The 23,628-nt window shown below is 62.5% G+C and carries 18 protein-coding genes; 3 read left to right on the top strand and 15 right to left on the bottom strand.

The features are described 5' to 3' along the window. Positions 1–53: 53 nt before the first annotated feature. The 4 genes from DJFAAGMI_RS00790 to DJFAAGMI_RS00775 all read right to left on the bottom strand — a co-directional run bounded on the left by DJFAAGMI_RS00790 (position 54) and on the right by DJFAAGMI_RS00775 (position 5,085). On the bottom strand, positions 54–2,153 hold the full coding sequence (locus DJFAAGMI_RS00790) for a TonB-dependent receptor (protein ID WP_211455588.1): 2,100 nt from the start codon (positions 2,151–2,153) through the stop codon (positions 54–56). 214 nt (positions 2,154–2,367) lie between these two features. After that, complete coding sequence (locus DJFAAGMI_RS00785) at positions 2,368–2,571, bottom strand: hypothetical protein (protein WP_211455587.1); 204 nt, start codon at positions 2,569–2,571, stop codon at positions 2,368–2,370. A gap of 350 nt (positions 2,572–2,921) precedes the next feature. Further along, positions 2,922–3,866: a bifunctional OB-fold nucleic acid binding domain-containing protein/MaoC family dehydratase gene (locus DJFAAGMI_RS00780; RefSeq protein WP_211455586.1), complete on the bottom strand. Its 945-nt coding sequence runs from the start codon at positions 3,864–3,866 to the stop codon at positions 2,922–2,924. 4 nt (positions 3,867–3,870) lie between these two features. Then, entirely contained in the window at positions 3,871–5,085 is a 1,215-nt protein-coding gene (locus tag DJFAAGMI_RS00775) for a thiolase family protein (protein ID WP_211455585.1), read from the bottom strand. A 210-nt stretch (positions 5,086–5,295) separates the two neighbouring features. Between DJFAAGMI_RS00775 and DJFAAGMI_RS00770 the strand changes: the two genes are divergently transcribed. The 3 genes from DJFAAGMI_RS00770 to DJFAAGMI_RS00760 are packed head-to-tail and all read left to right on the top strand — an operon-like array spanning position 5,296 to position 9,241. Further along, complete coding sequence (locus DJFAAGMI_RS00770; protein ID WP_211455584.1) at positions 5,296–6,303, top strand: WD40/YVTN/BNR-like repeat-containing protein; 1,008 nt, start codon at positions 5,296–5,298, stop codon at positions 6,301–6,303. Then, positions 6,300–8,783, top strand: a complete 2,484-nt coding sequence (locus DJFAAGMI_RS00765) for an efflux RND transporter permease subunit (protein ID WP_211455583.1) — start codon at positions 6,300–6,302, stop codon at positions 8,781–8,783. Before DJFAAGMI_RS00770 ends, DJFAAGMI_RS00765 begins: the two co-directional genes overlap by 4 nt. Beyond that, on the top strand, positions 8,783–9,241 hold the full coding sequence (locus DJFAAGMI_RS00760; protein ID WP_211455582.1) for a nuclear transport factor 2 family protein: 459 nt from the start codon (positions 8,783–8,785) through the stop codon (positions 9,239–9,241). The genes DJFAAGMI_RS00765 and DJFAAGMI_RS00760 overlap by 1 nt, the downstream gene beginning before the upstream one ends. Before the next feature lie 164 nt (positions 9,242–9,405). Here the strand turns inward: DJFAAGMI_RS00760 and DJFAAGMI_RS00755 are convergent, their stop codons facing one another. The 11 genes from DJFAAGMI_RS00755 to DJFAAGMI_RS00705 form a co-directional block, all read right to left on the bottom strand. Beyond that, complete coding sequence (locus DJFAAGMI_RS00755; RefSeq protein WP_249333676.1) at positions 9,406–10,509, bottom strand: dienelactone hydrolase family protein; 1,104 nt, start codon at positions 10,507–10,509, stop codon at positions 9,406–9,408. 71 nt (positions 10,510–10,580) lie between these two features. Continuing rightward, positions 10,581–12,092, bottom strand: coding sequence for a DUF1302 domain-containing protein (locus DJFAAGMI_RS00750; RefSeq protein WP_249333674.1), 1,512 nt, complete (start codon positions 12,090–12,092; stop codon positions 10,581–10,583). A 35-nt stretch (positions 12,093–12,127) separates the two neighbouring features. Next, complete coding sequence (locus DJFAAGMI_RS00745; protein WP_211455580.1) at positions 12,128–13,507, bottom strand: DUF1329 domain-containing protein; 1,380 nt, start codon at positions 13,505–13,507, stop codon at positions 12,128–12,130. Positions 13,508–13,788: 281 nt separating this feature from the next. After that, the gene (locus DJFAAGMI_RS00740; RefSeq protein ID WP_211455579.1) at positions 13,789–15,495 is read right to left on the bottom strand and encodes a class I adenylate-forming enzyme family protein; all 1,707 of its coding nucleotides are present in this window, start codon (positions 15,493–15,495) and stop codon (positions 13,789–13,791) included. Position 15,496: 1 nt separating this feature from the next. Next, positions 15,497–16,624, bottom strand: a complete 1,128-nt coding sequence (locus tag DJFAAGMI_RS00735) for an acyl-CoA dehydrogenase family protein (RefSeq protein WP_211455578.1) — start codon at positions 16,622–16,624, stop codon at positions 15,497–15,499. 72 nt (positions 16,625–16,696) lie between these two features. Continuing rightward, complete coding sequence (locus tag DJFAAGMI_RS00730; protein ID WP_211455577.1) at positions 16,697–17,893, bottom strand: acyl-CoA dehydrogenase family protein; 1,197 nt, start codon at positions 17,891–17,893, stop codon at positions 16,697–16,699. Then, positions 17,890–18,972 (bottom strand): MBL fold metallo-hydrolase, encoded by a 1,083-nt coding sequence (locus DJFAAGMI_RS00725; RefSeq protein WP_211455576.1) that lies wholly within the window; start codon positions 18,970–18,972, stop codon positions 17,890–17,892. The genes DJFAAGMI_RS00730 and DJFAAGMI_RS00725 overlap by 4 nt, the downstream gene beginning before the upstream one ends. After that, positions 18,965–20,776 (bottom strand): long-chain-acyl-CoA synthetase, encoded by a 1,812-nt coding sequence (locus tag DJFAAGMI_RS00720; RefSeq protein WP_211455575.1) that lies wholly within the window; start codon positions 20,774–20,776, stop codon positions 18,965–18,967. Before DJFAAGMI_RS00720 ends, DJFAAGMI_RS00725 begins: the two co-directional genes overlap by 8 nt. Before the next feature lie 30 nt (positions 20,777–20,806). Continuing rightward, positions 20,807–21,988 carry an acyl-CoA dehydrogenase family protein gene (locus tag DJFAAGMI_RS00715; protein ID WP_211455574.1) on the bottom strand — a complete coding sequence of 394 codons (1,182 nt, stop codon included), beginning with the start codon at positions 21,986–21,988 and terminating at the stop codon, positions 20,807–20,809. A gap of 16 nt (positions 21,989–22,004) precedes the next feature. Then, positions 22,005–23,177: a lipid-transfer protein gene (locus DJFAAGMI_RS00710; protein ID WP_211456676.1), complete on the bottom strand. Its 1,173-nt coding sequence runs from the start codon at positions 23,175–23,177 to the stop codon at positions 22,005–22,007. A 32-nt stretch (positions 23,178–23,209) separates the two neighbouring features. Then, the gene (locus tag DJFAAGMI_RS00705; protein ID WP_211455573.1) at positions 23,210–23,626 is read right to left on the bottom strand and encodes a MaoC family dehydratase; all 417 of its coding nucleotides are present in this window, start codon (positions 23,624–23,626) and stop codon (positions 23,210–23,212) included. Positions 23,627–23,628: the final 2 nt, after the last annotated feature.

Here is a 23,628-nt window from a genome sequence, read left to right as displayed (position 1 = left end):
TGGCAGCGGCTCTGACCCAGGCCAACCGGCCCGGGCTCTATGCCCCAGCTTTTCTAGAAGCGATAGCGCGCCACCACCTGGGCCGAGCGCGGTGCCCCCGGCAGGTTGAGGTTCGGCGAGCTGCCATGACCAGCCACGATGTAGCGACGATCCAGCAGATTGTTGAGCTTGAGCTGCACATCCCAGGGGCCCATGCGGTAGTAGGCCATGGCATCCACCGTGGTGTAGCCTGGCAAGGTCACGGTATTGCCAGGATTGGCATACCGGGCGCCGACATAGTTCAGCCCCCCGCCCAGGCCGAAACCGTGGCCCAGCGCCTTGGTCACCCAGAGGTTGGCACTTTGCCTGGGCGTCAGCGTGGGGCGCTTGCCCTGAACCGGCTGGCCGGCATCGACGGCAGGCGATGTGGTCATCTCGCCATCGAGGAATGCGTAGCCGGCCCAGACCTGCCAGCTCGGTGCAATCTCTCCGGCAAAGGTCAGCTCCAGCCCGTTGGTGCGCTGCACGTCCAGAGGCACCACGGTGTTGCTGACAGGATCGACGCTCTTGATATTGGTGCGCTCCAGCTTGAACAGCGAGGCAGTGACCGACGCCTTGCCATCAGGCAGATCCCATTTGACGCCGACTTCCTGACTGGTGGTTTTTTCCGGTGCCAGTTGCGCATTGTTGGCCGCCAGGGCAAAGGTTTCGCCCGAGGGCTGGAAGGACTTGCTCCACGATGCATAGTAAGACCATGCCGACGATGGCTGATAGACCAGCCCGACGCGCGGGCTCCAGGCCGTGTCCGTGCGGCCCAGATCCGGCTTGCCCGGCTGGCGCTCGTGCGTTTCCTGCTGGAAACGGTCATAGCGCACGCCGGCCAGAGCCTTCCACTGAGAGTTGATGCTGACCAGATCCTGCAGATACAGGCTGGCCACCTTGAAGACGCTGTGATTGTCCGCCGAAGGCTTGCCGTTGATGCGCAGCGGCAAAGTCGGCAGCACCGGATTGAACAGCGAGACCGTCGCCACATTGGCCTGGCTGTATGACAGCAGGTCCTTGCTCTGGCGACCGAATTCAAAGCCGTACAGCAGCTGATGCTTCATCCCCGCCAGCTCAAGCTTCTGGGTCAATTCGGTCTGGTTGAAAAAGCCGCTCTCATCACGCTGGACATTGCCCCGGGTCAGCGATGCGGTCAGGGCCTTTTCGTTGACCGAGCCCACGAGCGTGTTGTTTCTATCCAGCGAGTAATCGTAGAAGCGCAAGGCATTGCGCAAAGAGAGGCTGTCGCTGATGCGGTGATTCAGCGTCGCACCCAGCGATGCCACTTCGGCACGGCTGACATCCACATCCCTGGCATTGGCCGCGCCGTAGTAGGTGCCGGGCGACACATTGACAGGCCGGCCCTGGTACGCGGGAATACCAAAGTCCGTCAGGCGGCTGTCCTTCAGATAGTCGGCCTGCAACAGCACGCTGGTATCCGAGCTGGGCTTGATCAGCACCGATGCTGCAAGCGCCTTGCGATCGAGAAACTGCTGGTCGCGGTAGCTGTCGGCGCGCTCTATGGCGCCGGTCAAGCGATAGGAGACCGCACTGTCCTGTGGCGCGCGCGCCAGGTCGAACTCGCCGCGGCGCTGGTTCCAGCGCCCCAGAGTCAAGCCCACTTCGCTGAGATTGACGCCGGGCTTCTTGGTGATGCGATTGATCAGGCCGCCCGATGAGCCGCGCCCGTACAGCACCGATGCCGGGCCCTTGAGCACTTCGATCTGCTCGATATTGGACAGATCGCGGAAGTACAGTGCGTCATCGCGCAGGCCGTCCACGAACTGGTCGGCAATTGCCGAGAAGCCGCGAATGGTGACCTGGTCGCGCTGGCCATCGCCATGAGAGAAGCCCACACCGGGCACGGCCTTGAGAGCGTCCTGCATGGACTGCGCTGCCTGGTCACGCAGCAGGCTCTGCGGCACCACATTCACGGTCTGAGGAATATCACGCAGCGGGGCCTCGATCTTGGTGGCGCTCGTTGCCGTGGGAGGGTTGTAGCTCGAATCCGGCTGGCGATCGCTGCGGACCTGTACCTCGTCCAGTACCACCTCTGGAGCCTTCTGCGCCCATGCCGCGCCGGAAAAAGCCAGCCCCAATGCCGCTGCCAGCGGCGAATACCTCAATGCCATGAATGCCTCGTTATACGGAGTTGTAGTTCGGCTTGGCGGGTATCGTCCGCAAGGACTACGGCATCAATTGGCTACAACCTGTGTGCTGTGCAAAAGCGTGCGCATCATAATCGAGAATCAGTCTCATTTACCTGTACTTTACAGTACAGAAATCGCCCAGAGATCAAAGTCGGCTAGGCGAGAAGAAACCGCAGGATTCGGGGTCTGCCGAGACTCAATAGCCCGATGAAAAAACCGCGCTCCAGGAAGTCTGGGCGCTGGCCAGCACGATACCGGCGGGCAGCTTGAGCGCAGAGTCCGCCTGCGCCGCCACCGCGGCACTCTGTGGCAGATTCATGGCTGGCAGGTATAGCGCCAGTGCCGCAGCGGCCAGCGACACAGCTCGAAGTGCATTCATCCAGCGAAAAGAGGTTTTCATGCTTGTCTCCTGTGCAGGCTCTATGGCCTTCTGGTCTGCAGTATGGCCAGCACGGAAAACGCAACATCGTCCATTTTGATGAGCAGGTATTTACTTAGGTGGCAACCCCAGATCGATGACCCGGTGGTGCCATCGCACGGCTTGGGCGAATGGCAAGCACAATCTTCATAATTTGATAGCTGTCATCGTTTTACAGGCATAGCCATAAAGCCAATTTGGCTAATATTTTCCGAGCAGCAAAGGGCAAGCGGCCCATTTGTGGATGGCCGCAAAAAAAGGGCTTTGCCTGCGCAAAGCCCCAACCCTTGAAGAAACTGAAACACCCGCCCTCAGAGGGCGGGCTGCGGCGATCACATGTAGAGAATCACCAGGTCGTTGATGACGGCCGGGCGATCCTGGCCGACCACGTGGATGTTGAGCTCCATCGTGGCCTGAACGCCGCTCCTGACCTGCTCCACCGCCTTGATGCGAGCCCGCGCACGGATCTTGCAACCGGAGGGCACAGGGGTCGGGAAGCGCAGACGATCCGAGCCATAGTTGACCATGTTGTTGAAGTCCACCACTTCGTAGTCCAGCGGAATCCTGAGCTGACTGGCCAGCACCTGCACCAGGGCGCCATGGGCGATGGTGGTGCCGAACGGGCTTTTCTCACGCGCCTGCACGGGGTCGGTGTGAATCCAGTAGTCATCGCCCGAGAGCCTGGCAAACTCGTCGATGACTTCCTGGCTCACGGTGAACTCGTTGGACCAGGGGCTGTACTCCTCGGACACCAGCGACTTCATGGCCTCGATGTCCTTGACGGAAATCTTGCGCTTGGCAGCGACAGCCTGCTCCACCACGGCAACTTCGGACTCGGCCTCGGTGTCGGCCTTGATGACGCTCGGATGGCTGCCCGCATGGGCGGTAAAGCGCAGCAGGGTGACCTCGCCGGGGCGCTCGTCAAACACGGGGCGCACCTCCATGCCCACCTTGAGCGCCTCGGGCGCCACGCCGACCATGGTGGTGTTGATTCGCACGCCTTCACGGAGTTCGACCACCGCCAGGGCCTGGGGCATCTCGTCGGTGAATTCGGGCATGGTGGGAATGCGCGCAACGGTGAAGCTGTAGAGCGTGCCCTCGCCCGATACCTTGCTCCACTTCAAGGAACGCGATCCGCAAGCAGGGCAATGGGTACGCGGGAAAAACAGCGAATGTCCACGATCGCATTGCTGAATGCGCACTTCGTGGGCCTTGAGACCTTCCCAGTACGGCGCAGAAATTTCCGTGGGATGGGGCAGAGGTTTGTTCCAAGCCATGTTCTTATGCTCCCCGCAGGATCAAGGCGCCCTGCTCGCTCATCACGCCACCGGTGCCGGACACATAGGCCAGATCGTTGCGACCCAGCTGCCTGTCGCCGGCACGCCCCTGAATCTGGTGCACCGCCTCTATCACCTGGGACATGCCGCCCGCCGTGCCGGACTGGCCAAAGCTCAGCTGGCCGCCATGGGTGTTCATGGGGAAGTTGCCCCTGAAGGTGAAATCGTTGTTGCGCAGAAAGTCCATGCCCTTGCCCTTCTCGCAAAAGCCCGCGTCTTCCAGCGTCAGCATCACGGTGATCGTGTAGCAGTCATAGATCTGCGCCATGTGCATGTCGGAAGGGCGCATGCCTGCCATCTCGAAAGCCTTGGCAGAGGCCGGACCGATGGGGGTCTGCAGCATGTCGGCCATATAGGTGGGCGACTTGCTGCTCACATGCTCGCCGCAGCCGACGACACTGACGGGGCGGTGTCTGGTGGTCCTGGCGCGGTCGGCACGGGTGACGATCATGGCGCCGCCGCCCGCAGCCGGCAGCACGATTTCCAGCACATGCAGGGGGTCGGCCACCATGCGCGAGTTCAGCACGTCATCGACGGTGATGGGCTGGCCGTAGAACATGGCATCGGGGTTATGGCAGGCATTGAAGCGCTGATCCACGCAAATGCGCGCCAGAGCGGCCGCGTCGTAGCCATGGACCGCGCCGTAACGCTGGGCAATCATGGCGTAACCGGTGTTCTGCGCCATATGACCATAGGGCAGATCCATCTCGGCCTCGGGTGCGCCAAAGCGGGTGCTGTGCCCGCCGAAGCGGCTGGCCTTCATGACTTCCTTGATGTGGTCGTCATGTTCGGAGATCGGTGCCATGCGCGACGGCAGCACGCAGACCACGGTGTTGCACAGCCCCAGCTCTATCGCCGCCGCCGCGCGCCAGACCATGGCCACGGAGCTGGCCCCACCCAGGTCGACCACTTCGGCAAAGTTCAGGCGTACGCCCAGGTACTCGCCGGCCATGGCCGGCACAAAACAGCTGGCTTCATGAAAGTGCGGGGCGCTGGTGATCAGGCCGTCCACCTCGGACAGCTCCATGCCGGCGTCCTCCAGAGCCTGCAGCGTCAGGTCGGCCATCTGCTCCAGATGGAACATGCGCGGCGCCGTTGCGTACTTCTGCGGCTTGTACTGCGCGACGCCAACCAGCGCCGCCTTTCCTTGCAAACCCATATGTCTCCCTTACCAAGAAAGTGTGCATTCATTGTGTAAATGAAGCAGACCGAATCCATCGTCTGTAGAGACTAAAAAGCCGGCCCCGTACATACCCGTAATTCTCCGGGCAAACGTCCATTCGGACGATGTTGCTGAAGCTCCAAATCAAGAACCTGCACCCGTGTTTGCAATACATGCACAGCGTGTACGAATCAACAAGGAGACAACGTGAAAACAGCCGTCGGTATAGGAGCAGCAGCATTGGTGGCCTTTGCCTCAGCGCTCGCCTTTGCGCCCCGCACACCGCCCCCGCTGGCGCCCACCACCATTGGCGTCGAGCGCAGCCATTTCAACACCGTCACACAGGTGGGTGAACGTCTGCTGGCCGCTGGCGCACTGGGCGAGATCCTGTACTCGGACGACAAGGGCGCACACTGGCTGCAGGCACGGATCAAGGAGCAGCGCCAGGCACTGCTCATCAGCATGGCTTTTGCGCCCGACAGAAAAACCGGCTTTGCCGTGGGTCACGAGGGCTGGATCCTGCGCAGCAGGGACGGCGGCAGCACCTGGGAGGAGGTCGCCTTCTCCAAGGAAAACGGTGAGCCTCTGATGTCGATCGCACGCCTTCCCTCGGGAGACTGGATCAGCGTCGGCGCCTTCGGCCGTGCCATCACCTCCAGGGACAACGGTCAGACCTGGGAGCCGCTGGCCCTGCCCGCAGAGGTCGAGGACAAGCACATGAACCGCATTGCCGGCACCGAGGACGGCAAGCACTGGCTGATCGTGGGCGAGCGCGGCCTGGTCATCAGATCCGAGGACTCCGGCGCCAGCTGGCAGATCGAGCCCGAGTTCTACAAGGGCTCTTTCTACAACGCCATGGCCACGCGCGAGGGCGGCTGGCTGATCTACGGCATGCGCGGCAACGCCTTCATGCAGGCTGCGCCCGGCACGCCATGGCTCAAGTCGGCGATACCGGCTCCGGTTTCCTTTTTCGGCCATGCCCAGGAAAAGGACGGAACTCTCATCCTGGTGGGACAGGGCAGCATGCTGGGCCTGAGCAAGGACGGCGGCAAGAGCTTCAGTCTACAACGCGCCAAGGGCCGCGCCACCCTGACCGACATCGTTCTGACCGGCCCCGACAGCGGCTGGATGTCCAGCGATGCGGGTCTCCAGCCCTTCCCTCCTTCACAACAAGCCAAGGCAGCCACTCAGGCTGACCCAGGAGCGACTCCATGACTCTGAGCGAACCCATCAGCCGGCTGGACCGGTTCATTGCATCCACGGCACGCTGGCTGATCTCCTGGAGCAAGTCCATCGTCGTGCTGACGCTGATTGCCACGGCACTGCTGGCTGTCTCGGCCATGCGCACGCATCTGGACCCCGGCTTCAACAAGCTGATCCCCATGCGCCATGAGTACATGACGGCGTTTCTCAAGCATGCAGCCACCTTCTCGGGCGCCAACCGAATTCTGGTGAGCGTGGAATGGAAGGGCCAGCAAGGCGACATCTACAACAAGGAATTTCTCGATACGCTGCGCGGCGTGACGGACGAAGTCTTCTTCACCCCCGGCGTCAATCGCGGCCAGGTGTATTCGCTGTTCACACCGAACGTGAAATACATCGAGATCACCGAAGACGGCTACGTGGGCGAGGTGCTGATTCCATCCCGCTTCGAGGCCAACGAGCAAGGCCTGGCCCAGGTGCGCTCCAACGTGGCCAAGTCCGGCCAGATCGGCTCTCTGGTCAGCAACGATCTGAAGTCCGCCATGGTGCGCGCCGATCTGCTCGAGGTCGACCCCAAGAGCGGCGAAAAGCTCGACTATCACCAGGTTGCGCAGCGCCTGGAAGAGATCCGCAGCAAGTTCGAGAACAAGGACATCTCGATTCACATCATTGGCTTTTCCAAGGTGCTTGGCGATGTGATGGACGGACTGACCACGGTCATGACTTTTTTCGCCATCGCCTTTGTCATCACGGCCATCATGCTGCGCCTCTACACCCGGTCCACCAACATCACGGTGGTCGGCCTGGCTGTGGCCTTGCTGCCTGTGATCTGGCTGCTGGGCATCCTGCCGCTGATCGGCTATGGCATCGATCCCATGTCCATCCTGGTGCCCTTTCTGATCTTCTCCATCGGCGTATCCCACGCCGTGCAGATGACGGGTGCCTGGAAGCATGACGTGCGCGCCGGCCTCAGCTCCGGGCTGGCCGCCGAGAACGCGATTCGCAAGCTGGCCATTCCCGGCGCTCTGGCACTGCTGACCAATGCCCTGGGCTTCATGGTCATCATGCTGATCGACATCCCCATCGTGCACGAGCTGGGTGTGACCGCCTGCATGGGCGTGCTGCTGATGATCATCACCAACAAGGTCTTTCTGCCTGCGGTACTGGCCAATCTGCGCCTGGAGAAAAAGGCCATGCAGGCACCCTCTTCCACCGCCAACGGCCGCAACCCTCTCTGGTGGAAGCTGTCGGCACTGGCCGAGTCCCGCTCCGCCATGCTGACGCTGGTGGTGTCGCTGCTGCTGCTGGCCGCGGGCACCTACGAGTCGCGCAAGCTGCTGACCGGCGACGTGGGCACGGGCGCTCCCGAGCTGCGCGCCGAATCGCGCTATAACCGCGACAACGACAACATCATCGGCAGCTACTCGATCGGCATGGATGTACTGTCCGTCTTCGTCGAAACCTCCAATCTCGACGAAGGCTGCCTAAACTGGCAGGTGATGAACGCCGTGGAACGCTTCGAATCGCGCATGCGCCGGGTCGACGGGGTGCAATCGGTCTCCAGCGTCTCCGGTCTGGCCAAGATTGCAGCGTCCAGCAACAACGAGGGCAACCCTCGCTGGGCAGCGCTGCAGCGCACCGAAGCCGCATTGCGCTCGGGCGCCAAGGCACTGTCTCCCGATCTGGGCCTGAACACCGAGGGCTGCAAGGTCATCAATCTGCAGGTCTTCCTCAAGGACCACGAAGGCGCCACGCTGACCCATGTGGTGGACGAGGTGCGCCACTTCATCGCTGCGGACAAGACGCCCAACGTCAAGTTCCTGCTGGCCGGCGGCAATGCCGGTGTCGCGGTCGCCACCAACGAAGCCGTGGAACATGCCGAAGTGCAGATGCTGGGCTCCATCTTCGGTGCCATCACGCTGCTGTGCTGGCTGACCTTCCGCAGCTGGCGCGCCGTGCTGTGCATTGTCGTGCCCCTGGCCATCGTTTCCATACTCTGCAATGCACTGATGGCCATGCTGGGCATAGGCCTCAAGGTTCCCACGCTACCCGTGGTGGCCCTGGGCGTGGGCGTGGGCGTGGACTACGGCATCTATCTGTTCGAGAGCATGCAGCATGAGCTGCGCGAGCGCGACATCTCGCTGCGCGAGGCTTTCTATGAAGCCATGCGCCAGCGCGGCAATGCCGCCATCTTCACGGCGCTGACCATGTCCATAGGCGTGGGCACCTGGGCTTTCTCGGCGCTGAAGTTCCAGGCCGACATGGGCATCCTGCTGGCCTTCATGTTCCTGGTGAACATGCTGGGCGCCATCTTCCTGCTGCCCGCCATGGCCTACTGGCTGAATGTGGGCGCAGCCGAGACCAAGGCACGTGTCAAGCGCCTGCACCGGCAGCCCAGGCATGCCCATGCCGCAGGCAGCGCAGGCGGTATGGGTCACGCAGGCGGCATGCTCAAACCCGAACCCCAGTCCTCCTTGAACGGCAAACTGTGATGCAGACCGCAGCAAGCACGCTGGAGCAGCTTCTTCTCGAGCATGCTCTGGCCCAGACCCTGATCCGCTACGCCACGGCCTGCGACACTCGCAACTGGGACCTGCTGCAGCAGGTGTTCGCACCCGACTGCACCACGGTCTATGGTGGCAGCTACATCTGCGAAGGAGTCGCCAAGGTCCGTCGCATGATCAGCACACACCTTGACGGCTGCGGTCCCACCCAGCACCTGCTGGGCAATCTGGAGGTCGATGCCGGCGACCCGGTCCATCCACGCAGCAGGATTCAGGTGCGCGCCGTGCATCAGGGACTGGGGCCGCGCAGTCATCTGCGCTACGACGCCATCGGTTTCTATGAAGACGCATGGGTGCGGCTGCCGGCGGGCTGGCGCATTCAGAAGCGCAGCATGACGATGCTGCTGGAGATCGGTGATCGCAGCGTGCTGCAACCCGGCGCCTGAGCCCCAGCGCTTCACCAGGCCGCGCAGCCATGCTGCGCGGCCTTTTCATTGAAACGCCACTCTGGCGATAGCTCCTTACCCTTCATGGAAAGTCACCCCAGGCAGATTCAAGACATGAAAAAGGCCAGCGATCGCTGGCCTCCTTGCTTTCAGCAGAACCTAGTCTACTGCTCGAACTTTACCTTGAGAAACTGCAGCAACTGCTTGCCGGCCAGACTGCGTGCAGTTTCGTCGCGCCCGGCGATATAGCCCACCTTGACGCAGTCTCCCAGCGCTTTGCCGCTTTGCACCCGGATCCTGTAGCGCGTCTGGCGATCGGTCTGAGCCCCGGCGGGAATCAGAGACTGGCCATTGAAGACGGGAAAGTCCTTGTCGTTGAACTCGATGGTGCAGCCGGCGAGGTAGGGACGATTCGTCATCTCGCGCGGCTTGTCGCTTTCCCAGTCATGGCCGGCCCTGGCATAGACCACGGTGCTGACTTCGGAGCCCGCCTCACGCAGGATCTTTTCCTGCTGCGCACAGGCCACGAGATCATTCGAGGCATCCTCCCCCGCTCTGAAGCTAAGCAAGGGCGAGCCTGTGGTCTTGCGTGACTGCAGCAGCGCGTAGCAAGGCCCGTAGAAGTCCACATGCAAGGCAAAGGGCTGGATGAAAGGCGCCAGCTTGTCGCGGATGCGTGCATCCAGGCTCATGCGCGCCGCGATTCCGCCCTTGGAGAACCCCATCACCCCGATACGCCAGCCATCGATGGCCGGATGCTTGTTCAAGGCCTTGAGTGCGGCATAGGCATCGGCCACGGCGTCGAACTCGGAGGAGCCCATGATCTTGAGCGCGTAAGGCATGTCTTCGCTGATGCCGCGTGGCTTGAAGTTATCGACCAGCAACGCAGCAACGCCGTTGTCGGCCAGCATCTGTGCCATTTCGCTCTCGCGCCCGGGAATGGCACCGGCACCGCCCGGCAGGACCACCATGGCCGGCACCTGCTTCTTCTCGCTGGCCCCCCTGGGCAGGAACAGCTTGCCCATGCCCATGGTTGCCTCGGCCCTGGCCGGCTGACCCAGCAGCACATCGAGGTCATACGGGCTGCTGGACCTGAAACGGATGTCGCCCTGCGTATCGCCGTGCAGCTCGGTGGGTGCCATCAAGGGAGCCACCTTGGGCAAAGGAGGCAAGGCATCCAGCAGATACTGCCCCGATGCGGCACTGCTCATCAATCCCAGCGCCATGGCCCTCAAGGGGGTGATCCATTTTCCGGTCGTTATTTGCATGTACTCAGACCTCTTTCAAACACAAAAGCCCGGAGAGCCGGGCTTTTGTGGTGCTGGCTCGTTGCTGCGCTTCAGAACGAGTACTTGGCGGTAACCGACAGCTGGTCGCGGTCGGCCAGAGGGCGTGCGCGCAGGGAGTCGGCCGAAGGATTGCCCAGGTAGTTGATATAGGCCACGTTGATCGAGAAATTGCTCTTGCGCACAAACGTCGCGCCAATGCTCAGCCGGCTGTCGCTCTGGCCACCGCCGAAGGTGCCGACCAGGGAACGACCGCGCAGTTGCGACTGGTAGCTGATGGGAATGCTCAGATCCCAGCCCTCGAAGATGCCGGGATAGCCCAGCGTCAGGGTCGCACCGGCCACCAGGGAGTTGCGGGTCTTGAAGCTCAGGTTGTCGGTGGAGCTGCCATCGGCCACGCTGATCACGCGAGAGCCGGAGACTTCGGCGGCCAGGGACATGTCGTCCGCGATACCGGTGCGGCCGATATTGAAGATACCGCCGACGTTGCCCTGCACCACGTCCCCGCGCACCGCCACACCGTTGCCGTTGAGCACGGGCGTACCCTTGCGGTAGCTGGCTTCGCCAAAGGCCGAGAACTTGCCGAAGGTCGTGCTGACCGTGGTTCCCAGCATCTTGATATCGTCAAAATAGCGAACCTGGTAGCCCGTCGGTATCGCGCCGTTCATGTTCACGACCAGCGAGGGAGTGCGGTCGTTGTAGTTCAGGTAGTAGAGGCCGACTTCCGTCTCGTCGGTCACGCGATAGCGACCGCCGATACCCCATTGACCCGAGCTGCTGGGGCGGATGTCGTTGCCGCGTCGCAGGCCTCGGCAGGTCGCGCCGTTGTAGACACCCAGACAGGAGGCGCCGGGACCCAGGGCATTGCTGGTGCTGGTGTACATGCCGGGAGCAGGCAGCAGCGTCTCGTGGAAGCCGAACTGGTAGTGACCCAGCAGCGAGAGCTTGGGACTCACTTCCAGCGAGGCCGAGATCTGGTCTTCAGGCAGCAGGATTTCCTTGACTTCGGCGCCGGGCGAGGCAGCCTTTGCCGCATCGCTGGGGCCCTGGGCCGCAGCGATATTGGCAAAATACATGGACTCGCCCCAGTTCACCACCTGCTTGCCCAGACGCACCGTGGCACGGGTCTCGCCCATGTTGAAGCTGGTGTAGGCATAGGTGTCGAGAAGACGCGAATAGCCGCCGCCATAGCGCTTGGCAGCAGAGTTGAACTCGTCCACGGGACCGGCCGTGCTGATCGGACCCTTGTTGTCGTTGCGCTGGTGGTAGACGTCGTCATAGAAGGTGCTGGCGTTCAGCACAAAGCCGCTGTCGCCCTTCGACAGCTTGCTCTCCCAGACTGCGCCCAAACGGTTGGCCGTCAGCGCCCCCTTCTTGAAGTTGTTGTTGCCGTCCGTGTTCAGCACCGGCGATGGGTTGTCCAGACGAACACCCAGGCCATAGCTCACGTTGAGACGCCAGTCGAACTTCAGACCATCGCCCAGCTCGACAGTCTCCCCCGCTTGAACCGCTCCCATGCCCAGGGACAGCAGCGCCGCCACTGCGATGGGAGTGAGTTTCTTCATATTGTTTTTCATAGTGAGTCGCTCGTTGATAAAACTTAGTTGCCCGCGTTGCGAGCGGCTTCTGGCGTGAACATGGCGGGCACGAGATCACCCTTGTTCAGGACGGGACCCTGGGCGCGTTCCTGAAAAAGGTTGTAGCCCATGTACCCGCCAGAGTTCAGGTCGTGATAGAAGGACGTGCCTGCATGCCAGGCCTTGATGTCGAAGGAGTAGTAGTAGTTGATGAAGGCGTGCTGCCACAGCTGGCCGCGCGCGTCATACATGTCCGCGGCCACGGCCTGGCCGGTGTCCTCGTCGACGAACAGCACACGCTTGCCGTAGACATGCCGGAAGCCGTCCTTCAGGGTGCCTTCCACGGCCCAGACGCGGCGCAGCTCATAGCGCATGAAATCGGGGTTGGCATGCCCGGGCTTGAGCAGGTCGGCGTACTTCACCGTAGGCTGGTGGATCTTGTAGTTGTTGGCGGGGATGTACATCTCCTTCTTGCCCAGCAACTTCCAGCTGTAGCGCTCGGGCGAGCCGTTGAAGAGACGGTCCGAGTCGATGGTCATCTTGCCGCCGGTTCCGGCCATGGGCTGGTCGAAGCCATACTCGGGCACCTGGCGCACACGGCGTGTACCGGGGTCGTAGCTCCAGGCCAGGCGCTTGTCCTTGGCGAAGTTGACGGGTTCCACGGAGTGGGTCACGCCGCCCTTCTCGCGCTCGGGAGCCAGCGTTCTGGTGCGCGTATAGGCCATCACGCCTTCAACCGGCTTGCCCAGCATCTCCGGCTTGTTGACCATGTCCAGATTCAGGTTCTGCATGCGGCCGAAGCTCATGCTGCCGTCCGACAGCACGTTTGCCATGTCGCGCGTGATGGACTCGGTGTAGGCACGCGTGGGCAGCAGGTTGTTCCAGATCACTTCCTGTCCGGTCTTGGGAATCGGGAAGTTGATCGCTCCGAAGCTGCCCTTGATGCCCATGCCGTTGTCGACGACCTCGGACTCCAGTGCATTTTTCTTCAGCACGGCACAGACTTCATCCGCATAGCGGAAGTCACGATGCCCCTTGTAGACCGGAATCTGCATGGTCTTGGGGTACTTCTGGAACATGGCTTTCTGGCCGGCGCTGAGCTTGTCGCCATACTTGTCCATGTTCTCCGCCGTGATCACGAACAGCGGCTTTTCATCGGCATAGATATCCACGGGATGCTTGCCGCTGGATTGCGCATGGGCCACGCCGGTGGGCGCGCCAGCCCATTTGCCAGTGAATTCGGGAATCGTGCCTTCCTTGTTGCCGGCCTTGATGGCTCCCACGCAAGTCAATTCCTTGCCCAACTGCTCTGCTTCGCTAGCCGGCACCTTCGCCCATGCCGACGATGCAACCATCAGGCCAACTGCCACTGCGAGCGGAGTCCTGGCTGTCACAAACTTCATCTCTGTCTCCTAGGTTCTAGAACTTATTTTTGGTGGGTGCTACAAACGAAGTACATCGCCTCGCGCAGTCCCAGTGGTTTTGCCGTTTGCAGGCAGTTGCATACTGCGTCAGCAGGTCTGTTCAACCATCGTCTGAGTTGACTACTGACAGACCCTAGAGACCTAGTCCACATGGGTAACTCAAAGCGTTTTGCCCAATGAAAAAGCCTGCTGGTGCGCGAGGCAGCAGCAGGCTTTGGAAAGCAGATCGGGAAAGTCCTAGAACCACCCCGATCCGGGCATCAACTCAGCAGATGAGCGCATTCCTTGCGAATCGATGCCTTGAGCATCTTGCCGGCGGGATTGCGCGGCAAAGGCTCGGCACGTACAACGATGTGGCTGGGCACCTTGTAGCTCGCCAGCCGCTGAGCCACGAACTCGCGAAGAAGCTCGGGAGTGACCTGACTCCACGATTTCCCGACCACCACGGCTACGACCTGCTCGCCCGTGACCTCGTGCGGCATGGAGAACACGGCGGCCTCCTCCAGCGATTCATGCTGCAGCAGGCAGGCCTCGACCTCGGCTGCGGCAATCTTTTCACCGCTGCGGTTGATCACGTCCTTGATGCGGTCGACGATGGTCAGGAAGCCCTCATCGTTCAGAAAGCCTATGTCTCCGGTGTGGAACCAGCCCCCCTGCATGGCCTTGGCGGTGGCCTCCTCGTCGCCGCAATAGCGCTCCATCAGGGTCACGCCCCGCAGCCAGATCTCGCCGCTCTGCCCCACAGGCAGGGCTGCGCCATCCAGATCGGCAATGCGCACCTCGATGATGGGCGACAGCACCCCCGAGCTACGAGGATGCTCCTCGAACATGCGCCCCGAGCTGCCTGCACAGACGCCGTTGGACTCGGTCAGTCCAAATCCTATGCCGGACATGCGCCCCTTGAACTTGGTCAGCACCTCATCGATCAGACGCGTGTGCAGTCCCGCCCCGCCAAAGCCCACGCCGGAGAGATTGCCCGAGCTATGCGGCTGCTCGAATCCGGGCAGGCCGATCAGCTGCTGCACCATGCTGGGCGCACCATTGAACTGCGTGACTTTCTCCTTGCGGATCAGCTCGGCAGCCTTCTCGGGCTCCCAGCGGTGCACAAAGATCAGGCGACGGCCATGGCGCAGGCTGACCAGCAACTGGGCATGCAGGCCGCTGACGTGGAACAGCGGAACGGCCGACAAGGTGGTCGGCTGCAGCTGGCGCGCCATGATGGCGGCAATCGCGTCCGGCGAGGTCATGGCTGCCACTGCACCGATGAAGTCGATATTGAAGATGGCCTGGCACACGGCGCGGTGCGTGGACTCCACACCCTTGGCACGGCTGGTGGCACCCGATGTGAACAGGATCAGCGCAGCTTCATCGGCACTCAGCTGCGGCGACACAAAGCCATCATGACCTCCTGCAGTCAGCGCCTGCCAACTGATATCGCCAGCCTCGCCATCCACCACCACCGTCTTGATGGCGGTCTGCGCAATGGCCTGGCTGATGCGAGCGTGGCGGTCGGCATCGCAGATCAGCATCACCGGGCTGGTGTCTTCCAGATTGGCCATCAGCTCGTTGCTCAGACCAAAGCTGTTCAGAGGCACCGGCACAGCGCCCAGCAAGGCCGTGGCGGCAAAGGCAACCGCCCACTCGGGGCGGTTGCGCATGGCAATGCCCACCCGGTCGCCGGCCTTGAGGCCCTGCTGCTTTTGCAAGCGGCTGGCCAGTGCGTCGGCTGCGGCAAAGAAACGGTCGAAAGTCCAGCGATCATCGCCATAGACCATGAACTCGGCCGCGCCGTGGACCCGGCCTGCGTCGATCAGCTGGGCCAGAGTCTGAAACGCATTGCGATAGGCGGCCACGCTGCGCCCATCGGGCAGCGTGATCTGCTGCACTTCAAAAGGTGCACCCGGCGCCGTCAGCTGCGCGCGAACGCTGCTGATCTTTTCACCTATGGAAACCAAGGCATCGCTCATCTCAGAAACCTTTCAGTTGTGCAAAGCGGTTGCGGTGATAGCTACCGTCGCCCAGCAGGCGTTGCAAGACACGTGCCCGCTTGAAGAACAGACCGATGTCCAGTTCGTCCGTCACCCCGATGCCGCCATGCAGCTGTATGGACTCGTTGCAGAGCTTCTCGCAGAGGTCGGATGCCCTGGCCTTGGCCATGCTGACCAGCTCGGGCACCTTGTCTTCGCGACCGGAGTCGATGGCTTCGAGGGCCGCCAGCACGCAGCTCTCCAGCAGCTCAAGCTCCACATACAGGCGTGCCGCACGGTGCTGCAATGCCTGGAATGAGCCGATCTGCACATCGAACTGAACGCGCTCCTTCAGATAGCTTACCGTGCGCTGGAACACTTCACGCAGCAGGCCCAGAGACTCTGCGGCAAGACAGGCTCTGGCCCGGTCCAGCACTTCCTCCAGCGCCTGAGCCGCCGGCCTGGCCACCAGTGCCATCTCGGCACTCAGAGCCACCTTGTCAAACCGCACGCACGCCATGTTGCGGCTGTCTATCATGCTCATGGGACTGACGCTGACACCCTGGGCATCGGCAGGCACCAGCCACAGGCCGGGAGCACCTTCGCCGGAGACAGCCAACACCACAAAGCCATTGGCGCCCACGCCATCCAGCACAAAGGCCTTTTCGCCGCTCAGGCTCCAGCCCGTGCCGGTCTGCTCGGCCACCGCAGCAGCTGCGGCGGCCAGATGCTGGCCGGATTTTTCCTCCAGGGCCAGCGCCAGCCTGGCCTGCCCACTGGCGAGCAGGGGCAGCCACTGCGCCTGCTGGGCGGCAGAGCCCGCGCGAATCAGCAGCTCCGGTGCCAGCACGGCCTGGCTCAGCAACGGCTGGGCCGACAGGTTGCGGCCAATGGCTTCAAACACGGCACCCATGCCCAGATAGCCTGCAGCCAGTCCCTCGTGCGACTCAGGCAGCACCGCCACGGGCCAGCCCATCTCCACCATCTGCTGCCACAGCGACGTATCAAAGCCCTGTTCCACCTTTGCATCGCGCAGGCGACGCTGCTGTGCCACAGGCGCTTCCTGCGCGAGAAAGGCTGCAGCACTGTCCTTGAGCAGCTCCTGCTCTTGCGACAAAAGCATGGTCATATTCTTGTCTCCATTTCAATTCGTTATCCGCCGCCCCGCAGCGGGGTGCCAAGCCGCATTGCAGCCCAATGGTCAAGGCAGTTCCAGCACCCGCTTGGCAATGATGTTGAGCTGCACCTCCGAGCTGCCGCCGGCAATCGTGTAGCTCTTGGAGCGCAGCCAGGCACGGCCTACCTCTATCTCGTCGGCCGTGAAGTCATCGCCGGCGTCCCAGCCCAGGCCACGCAGGCCCAGTGCCTGCTGCAGCAGCTCGTACTTGGCAACCTCCTGCTCGGTCTGCACCAGCTTCATGATGCTGGAGGGGCCGGAAACATCCTGGCGCGCCAGCGCCTTTTCGGTCACCCGGCGATGGGTCAGGGCGAAAGACTGTGCATCCATGAGCAGTCCAGCCAGCTTGTCGCGCAGTGCGCCATCGCGGACCTGCCCCTGCTCATCCACCATATAGGGCAATGCGGTCCTGAGAGCATCGTGCGAGGGCGCGCCGCCTTCCGTGAACTTGGACATGGCCGCACGCTCGTGCTGCAGCAGTTTCTTGGCCAGAGACCAGCCTTCGCCCTCCCTGCCCACCAGCTGGCGCACAGGCACCCGCACGTCGTCAAAGAAGACCTGGCAGAAGCTGGACTTGCCACTGATCAGCTCTATGGGCTTGACCGTGACGCCCGGGCTCTTCATGTCGATCAGCAGGAAGCTGATGCCGTCCTGCTTCTTGCCTTCGCTGCTGGTGCGGACCAGCGCGTACATCCAGTCGCCCTTGTCTCCGTCCGAGGTCCAGATCTTTCCCCCGTTGACGATGTAGGCCTCGCCCTGCTCATCCGTCACGCGCCTGGCCGAGGTCTTGAGGCTGGCCAGATCCGAGCCGGCATTGGGCTCAGAAAATCCCTGGCACCAGCGCTGCTCGCCACGCATCATGGGCAGCAGATGCTCGAGCTTTTGCTCGTGCGTCCCCACCTCCACCAGGACCGGCCCCAGCATCCACACGCCCAGGTTGTACTGGGGCTGGCGGCAACCGAGACGGGCCATCTCCGTGTCCAGGATGCGGGCTTGCTTGGGAGAGAGACCGCCACCGCCGTATTCACGCGGCCAGGACGGAGCGAACCAGCCGCGGTCGCGCATGCGTTCGAACCACAGCTTCTGATCCTCGTTCACGAACTGCAGCCTGGAGCTGCCCCAGACCATCTCCTCAGAGACAATGGGCCGGCGCATGCTCGCAGGACAGTTCTCCTCCAGCCACTGCGCCACGTCTTGTTTGAATGTTTCCAGTTCCGTCATGGCTTCCTCACCTCGGCCAACGAGAAATATGCAATCTTGCCTTCACCCGTGGTGCGCAACAGCACTCCATCGTGGTGAAGCAGGTTCAAATGGGCTATCGTTTCCCCTAGTGCCATCAGGCGATCCACGGGGCTGCGCAGCCGTGGAAAGAGCACCGGCACCAGTTCGGCCGCCGTTGCGCGCCCCACCTGGCCCAGATGCCCGGTCAGCAGCGCAAACTGCTCGGCATGGTGCTCATGTACCTGGACCAGACGCTCGTGCAGGCCGTAGAACACGCCCTGATGCGATGGCAGCACCAGGGTGTCGGCCGGCAGCTCGCGCAGTCGATGCAGCGAATCGATCCAGAGCTTGAGCGGATTGCCCTCCGGCTCGATGGGGCTGACCATCACGTTCGAAGTGATGCGCGGCAGCACCTGATCACCGGCCAGCAAAATGCCCTCGTCCTCGCAATACAGACAGGCATGCTCGGGCGAGTGCCCCTCGCCCAGCACAATGCGCCACTGGCGCTCCCCGATCTGCAGCAGCTCGCCCGGATTAATGCGCTGGTAATGGCTGGGCTGCCTGGGCATGAACGGGTCCTTGCGCATGGCAGTCAGCATGCTGTCCAGCTCCTCGCTGCTCACGCCTGCACGCTCATAGAAATCGCGATGCGCCTCGGGCAGCGGATCGGGCGGCGGCCCCATCAGCGAGCGCAGCATCATGAACTCTCCATAGGTCATGAGCAGCGGCACGCCAAAGCGTTGCTGCAACCACCATGCCGCTCCCGCATGGTCATAGTGGCAGTGGGTGCAGATCACGCGGGTCAGCGGCTGTCCGGCCAGCTTCTGCGCAAAGATCTTCTCCCACAGCTCGAAGGTGGCAGGGATTCCCAGCCCCGTGTCCACCAGCGCCCAGCCGTCGCCGTCCCTGAGCAGATAGACATTGATGTGATCCAGGGCCATGGGCATGGGCATGCGCAGCCACAGCAGGCCTGGCACGATCTCCACATGGCTGCCATCGGCTGCCGGCGGCTCGAAAGGGTAGCGCAGCACCTCTGCGGGCTTGGCCCGTACGCGCTCCTGCGCGACGGCGCTAGCCACGCAGAGCCTCTTCAAGTGCGGCGGCAGTCAGCGGCACATAGGTCTGCAGCTTGTCGTTGCGCACAAACAGTGGATCGGCACCGGGTACGCCGTCATAGCCCTGCTTCTGCAGATCCACCTTGCGCAGCTTGTAATTGCCGGTCATGTCCGGCGTATCCATCAGTCGCACGAACAGCGGTGCTGCATAGCGTGGCAGGCGGGAGATGGCCAGCTCCCAGAAGGCCCCGGGGTCGAAGCTGGCACCCTCATGCATCACCAGGGCGACCATGCCTGCACGACCGCCATGGCCGGGAACCTGCACGCCATAGACGGTAATCGCATCCAGGCCCTTGAAGTCCCCCAGCGCATCGCCGACCTCCATGGTCGAGACGTTCTCGCTCTTCCAGCGGAAGGTATCGCCGATGCGGTCCACAAACCAGCAATAACCGTCTTCGTCGCAACGCAGCAGATCGCCCGAGGTCCACCAGACATCGCCCGACTGGAAGACATTGCGCAGCAGCTTCTTTTCGGAGGCCTCCTCGCTGGTATAGCCTTCGAAGCGCCCAGCGACCACGCCCGGATACTGAATGACCATGCCTATGGCTTCGCCCGGTTCGTTCACACCGGCAAGCTGCAGAAATCCTTTCTCGTCGCGGATGTAATCGCCTTTTTCCTGGTCGTAGCGAACCAGGCGCAGATTGGTTTTCTCCCAGAAGGGCACGCGGCCGCAGGAGCCGATCCGATTGTCCAGATTGATGGTGTTGGTGTTGGACTCCGTCCCGCCCCAGCCTTCGTAAATCTGGAACACGGCGCCGAAGCGCGAGGTCCATTGCTGCCAGATCTCGGGCGTGAGACCGGTTCCGGCCATCTTGCGCAAGCTGTGCTCCCGGTCCTTGTCGGTCGCAGGCACGCTGAGCAGAAAGCGGCAGATCTCCCCCACATACTGGCAAAAGCTGATGCCGTGAGTGCGGATATCGCGCCAGAACTCGCTGCGGCTGAACTTGCGACGCACCACGATGCGCGCGCCTGCGGCCATGGCGGTTGCGGTCAGCGACATGGAAGCCGCGCCATGATAGAGCGGCAGAAAGCAGTAAAAGCAGTCGTCCCGGGTGATTTCCCAGAGCAGCTGCATGGAGTCCCCCGCCATCAACCAGCGTGCATGGCTGATGACCGCAGCCTTAGGCAGGCCCGTGGTGCCGGAGGTGAAGATGTACTGCGCCGTATCGCCGGCCAGCACGCCCTCGCGCCAAGCAAGCGGCACGGGGGAGTCGTCCTGGCTCGCGGCCAGCGCCTGCAGATCCGGCCCGAACTGCGACAAAACCTCCGCTGCCGCGGGCCTGTCCTCATCCGGCCAGTGCCAGTAGGTCAGTGCGGTGTTCAGACCTTCGGTCTGCGCAAAACGCTCCGCGCATTCCTCGCCCACGATCACATGGCCGGCCCTGGTCACCTCCAGTGCATGTGTCAGCGGCTTGCCCGTGACATGGGTGTTGATGAAGGCCACCACGGCCCCCAGCTTGGCAACGCCGAACCAGGCAAAGAAAAATGCGGGGCGGTTCTCGATGGCCATGGCCACCACATCGCCTTTTCTCACCCCCTGCCCGTGCAGCGCGCGAGCCACCTGATCGGCGCGCTGATTGAACTGCGCGTAGGTGTAGCGCACATCGCCCTCTGTCAGAAAGATGCGCTCGCCGAAATCTCGCGCACAGTCCTCCAGGCGATCGGCCATGGTGTAGGGCGTATCGGCCATGTACTTGGCCGCAATGGGCGCGCGACGATCCAGCTTGAGCTGGGTCTGCTCGCGCGACACCACAGTCGTGTCGCTCATCACATGTCTCCTTGGTATTTTTGTCTTCGATCAGCGCTGAGGACGCGGCATGCCGAGGCCGAACTGGGCAATCAGCTCGCGCTGGATCTCGTTCGTGCCGCCACCGAAAGTGTTGATGGTGGAGGCGCGCAGCTCATACTCCAGCTCGCCCATCAGATAGGAGGCCGCCGAGCCTCCGCGCACCAGCGCGCTGCTGCCCACGATGTCCATCAATCGATGCAGCACCTCGACCACGCCTTCCGAGCCATAGACCTTGGTGGCGGATGCCAGGCTCACATCCATGGCGCCTGCTTCCAGGCTGGCCGCGATGCGGAAATTGGTCAGCCGCATGGCCTCCAGGCGGGCATAGCACTCGGCCAGGCTGCGCCTGACCCAGGCCTGATCGACCGCGCGACGCCCCTGCTCGTCCCAGGCCTTGGCCCACTGCAGCACCTTGGCGAAGGGGCCGAACACCTTGTCCGACCAGGCCCCCAGACCCAGGCGCTCGTGGTTGAGCTGGGCGGTGATCAGTTTCCAGCCGCCATTGAGCTCACCGATCAGACGCGCTGCGGGCACTTCAACATTGTCGAAATACGTGGCCGCCGTGTAATTGCCCACAGTCTGAATCAGCGTGTGCGAGAAGCCCTTGTCCCGGGTATCGACCACCATGATGGAAATACCTTTGTGACGGGCCAGCTCCTGGTCGGTGCGAGCGGCCAGCCACACGTAGTCGGCCGACTCGATGCCTGAAGTCCACAGCTTCTGGCCGTTCACCATAAAGCGCCCGGTCTGCAGATCGCCCTGCAGCTGCGCCTGCGTCTTGAGCATGGCAAGGTCCGAGCCCGCACCGGGCTCGGAGTAGCCAATGGCGAAGATGATGTCGCCGCTGGCCATGCCCGGCAAAAACTCCTTCTTCTGCGCCTCGGTGCCATGCTCCATCAGTGCGGGGCCGACGGTGCTGATGGTGACGAAAGGCAGCGGAGCCCCGGCGATGTTCGCCTCCTCAAAGAAGATCAGCTGCTCGGTGGCCGACAGGCCCTGGCCGCCGAACTCCTTGGGCCAGCCTATGGCCAGCCAGCCATCGCGTCCCATCTTGCGGATCAGTTCGCGGTACTCGTCGCCGCCCTCGGCACCGCGCATGCGGGCCTTGAGCTCTGGCGTCATCAGCGCCTGGAAGTAGTCACGGCACTTCAGGCGCAGCGCATGCTGCTCGGGAGTCAGGTCAATGAACATGAATGTCTCCTTGCCATCAGGCCTCGTCGCCCAGGATCAGGCCACTGGTGGGCACACCGGTACCGGCGGTAACCACCATGTTGTGCACGTCCTTGACCTGGTTGACGGAGCTGCCGCGAATCTGGCGCACGGCTTCGGCAATGCCGTTCATGCCGTGGATATAGGCCTCGCCCAGCTGGCCGCCATGGGTGTTGATGGGCATGGAGCCCCCGCGCGCATGCTCGCCGCCGCGAATGAAATCCTTGGCCTCGCCGCGCTTGACGAAACCGAACTCCTCAAGCTGGGGCAGCACAAAGGGCGAGAAATGGTCATACAGCACCGCGCTTTGCACGTCCTTGGGCGTCAGGCGGCTTTGCTGCCACAGCTGTCTGGCCACATGGCCCATCTCGGGCAGACCGGTGATGTCTTCGCGGTAGAAGGAAGTCATGGACTGCTGGCCGTCGGAGATGCCCTGGGCTGCGGCCTTGATATAGACCGGCTTGGTCTTCATCTCGCGCGCACGGTCGCTTGATGTGATGACCATGGCCACGGCGCCGTCGGACTCCTGGCAGCAGTCCAGCAGGTGCAGCGGCTCGCAGATCCAGCGGCTGGCCTGGTGCTCCTCCAGCGTGATGGGCTTACCGTAAAAGAATGCGTTGGGATTGGTGGCGGCAAAGTCGCGCACGGCCACGGCCACGCGGCCGAAGTCCTCGCTGGTGGCGCCGAAGCTGTGCATATAACGGCGCGCAAACATGCCCACCCAGGAGGCCGGCGTGTGAAAACCGTGGGGCATGTACCAGCCATAGTTCACATTGTCGAAGAACGGCGTGCTGCCGAAGCCATAGCTGCCGGTGCCGAAGCGGTACCAGCTGCGCTCATTCATGGCGCGGTAGACCACCACCGTCTTGGCAATGCCGGTGGCCACGGCCATGGCCGCATGCAGCACGGGGCCGCAGGCAGCACCGCCGCCATGCGGCACCTGCGAGAAAAAGCTCACGTTGCGAGCCCCGAGCAGACGGGCGATTTCATACTCGGGAACCTTGTCCACGGAGTACGAGGAAAAGCCATCCACCTCCTTGGGATCGATGCCGGCATCGCTCAGCGCAGCCAGCGTGGCCTCCATGGCCAGACGCAGCTCGGTACGGCCCGAGCTCTTGGAAAATTCTGTTGCGCCCAGACCCACAATGGCGGCGCGACCGGAAATATTCATATCGTTCACAGGAATGTCTCCGCTTGTTGTTCTTAGGCCAGGGCCACTTGCACGGTGCCGCTGACGTGAGAGCCCATGGAATTGCTGCCCTTGAGTGCGATCTGAACGCTGCGCGTGGCCTCGTTCTTCTCGGTCACGGAGCCCGTGAACTTCATGGTGTCGCCGGGATAGTTGGGCGCACCCAGGCGAATCTTCAGATCCATGAGGCGTGCCTCGTCGCCAGCCCAGCTCTCGACAAAGCTCTGCACCAGACCGTTGGTGGTCAGGATGTTCATGAAGATATGGGGCGAGCCCAGCTCGCGCGCGGCGTCGCGGTCGTGGTGACCAGGGAAGTAGTCACGCGTGGCGATGGCACCGCCGGCAATCAGCGGCACGGTGATGGGAACGCTCACGGGTTGCAGCTCGTCGCCCACGTTCACCGACTCGAAACGAATAGATTGATTGGCCATGT

This window comes from Comamonas brasiliensis (assembly GCF_018292285.1).
GTDB classification, from domain to species: domain Bacteria; phylum Pseudomonadota; class Gammaproteobacteria; order Burkholderiales; family Burkholderiaceae_C; genus Comamonas; species Comamonas brasiliensis.
Note: the sequence above shows the minus strand (reverse complement) of the source record. Positions and strands in the feature narration are given on the sequence as shown.

Excerpts from the sequence above, each read along its gene's own strand:
- DJFAAGMI_RS00790 (WP_211455588.1), bottom strand. The coding sequence starts at position 2,153 with ATGGCATTGAGGTATTCGCCGCTGGCAGCGGCATTGGGGCTGGCTTTT.
- DJFAAGMI_RS00785 (WP_211455587.1), bottom strand. The coding sequence starts at position 2,571 with ATGAAAACCTCTTTTCGCTGGATGAATGCACTTCGAGCTGTGTCGCTG.
- DJFAAGMI_RS00780 (WP_211455586.1), bottom strand. The coding sequence starts at position 3,866 with ATGGCTTGGAACAAACCTCTGCCCCATCCCACGGAAATTTCTGCGCCG.
- DJFAAGMI_RS00775 (WP_211455585.1), bottom strand. The coding sequence starts at position 5,085 with ATGGGTTTGCAAGGAAAGGCGGCGCTGGTTGGCGTCGCGCAGTACAAG.
- DJFAAGMI_RS00765 (WP_211455583.1), top strand. The coding sequence starts at position 6,300 with ATGACTCTGAGCGAACCCATCAGCCGGCTGGACCGGTTCATTGCATCC.
- DJFAAGMI_RS00760 (WP_211455582.1), top strand. The coding sequence starts at position 8,783 with ATGCAGACCGCAGCAAGCACGCTGGAGCAGCTTCTTCTCGAGCATGCT.
- DJFAAGMI_RS00755 (WP_249333676.1), bottom strand. The coding sequence starts at position 10,509 with ATGCAAATAACGACCGGAAAATGGATCACCCCCTTGAGGGCCATGGCG.
- DJFAAGMI_RS00750 (WP_249333674.1), bottom strand. The coding sequence starts at position 12,092 with ATGAAGAAACTCACTCCCATCGCAGTGGCGGCGCTGCTGTCCCTGGGC.
- DJFAAGMI_RS00745 (WP_211455580.1), bottom strand. The coding sequence starts at position 13,507 with ATGAAGTTTGTGACAGCCAGGACTCCGCTCGCAGTGGCAGTTGGCCTG.
- DJFAAGMI_RS00740 (WP_211455579.1), bottom strand. The coding sequence starts at position 15,495 with ATGAGCGATGCCTTGGTTTCCATAGGTGAAAAGATCAGCAGCGTTCGC.
- DJFAAGMI_RS00735 (WP_211455578.1), bottom strand. The coding sequence starts at position 16,624 with ATGACCATGCTTTTGTCGCAAGAGCAGGAGCTGCTCAAGGACAGTGCT.
- DJFAAGMI_RS00730 (WP_211455577.1), bottom strand. The coding sequence starts at position 17,893 with ATGACGGAACTGGAAACATTCAAACAAGACGTGGCGCAGTGGCTGGAG.
- DJFAAGMI_RS00720 (WP_211455575.1), bottom strand. The coding sequence starts at position 20,776 with ATGAGCGACACGACTGTGGTGTCGCGCGAGCAGACCCAGCTCAAGCTG.
- DJFAAGMI_RS00715 (WP_211455574.1), bottom strand. The coding sequence starts at position 21,988 with ATGTTCATTGACCTGACTCCCGAGCAGCATGCGCTGCGCCTGAAGTGC.
- DJFAAGMI_RS00710 (WP_211456676.1), bottom strand. The coding sequence starts at position 23,177 with ATGAATATTTCCGGTCGCGCCGCCATTGTGGGTCTGGGCGCAACAGAA.
- DJFAAGMI_RS00705 (WP_211455573.1), bottom strand. The coding sequence starts at position 23,626 with ATGGCCAATCAATCTATTCGTTTCGAGTCGGTGAACGTGGGCGACGAG.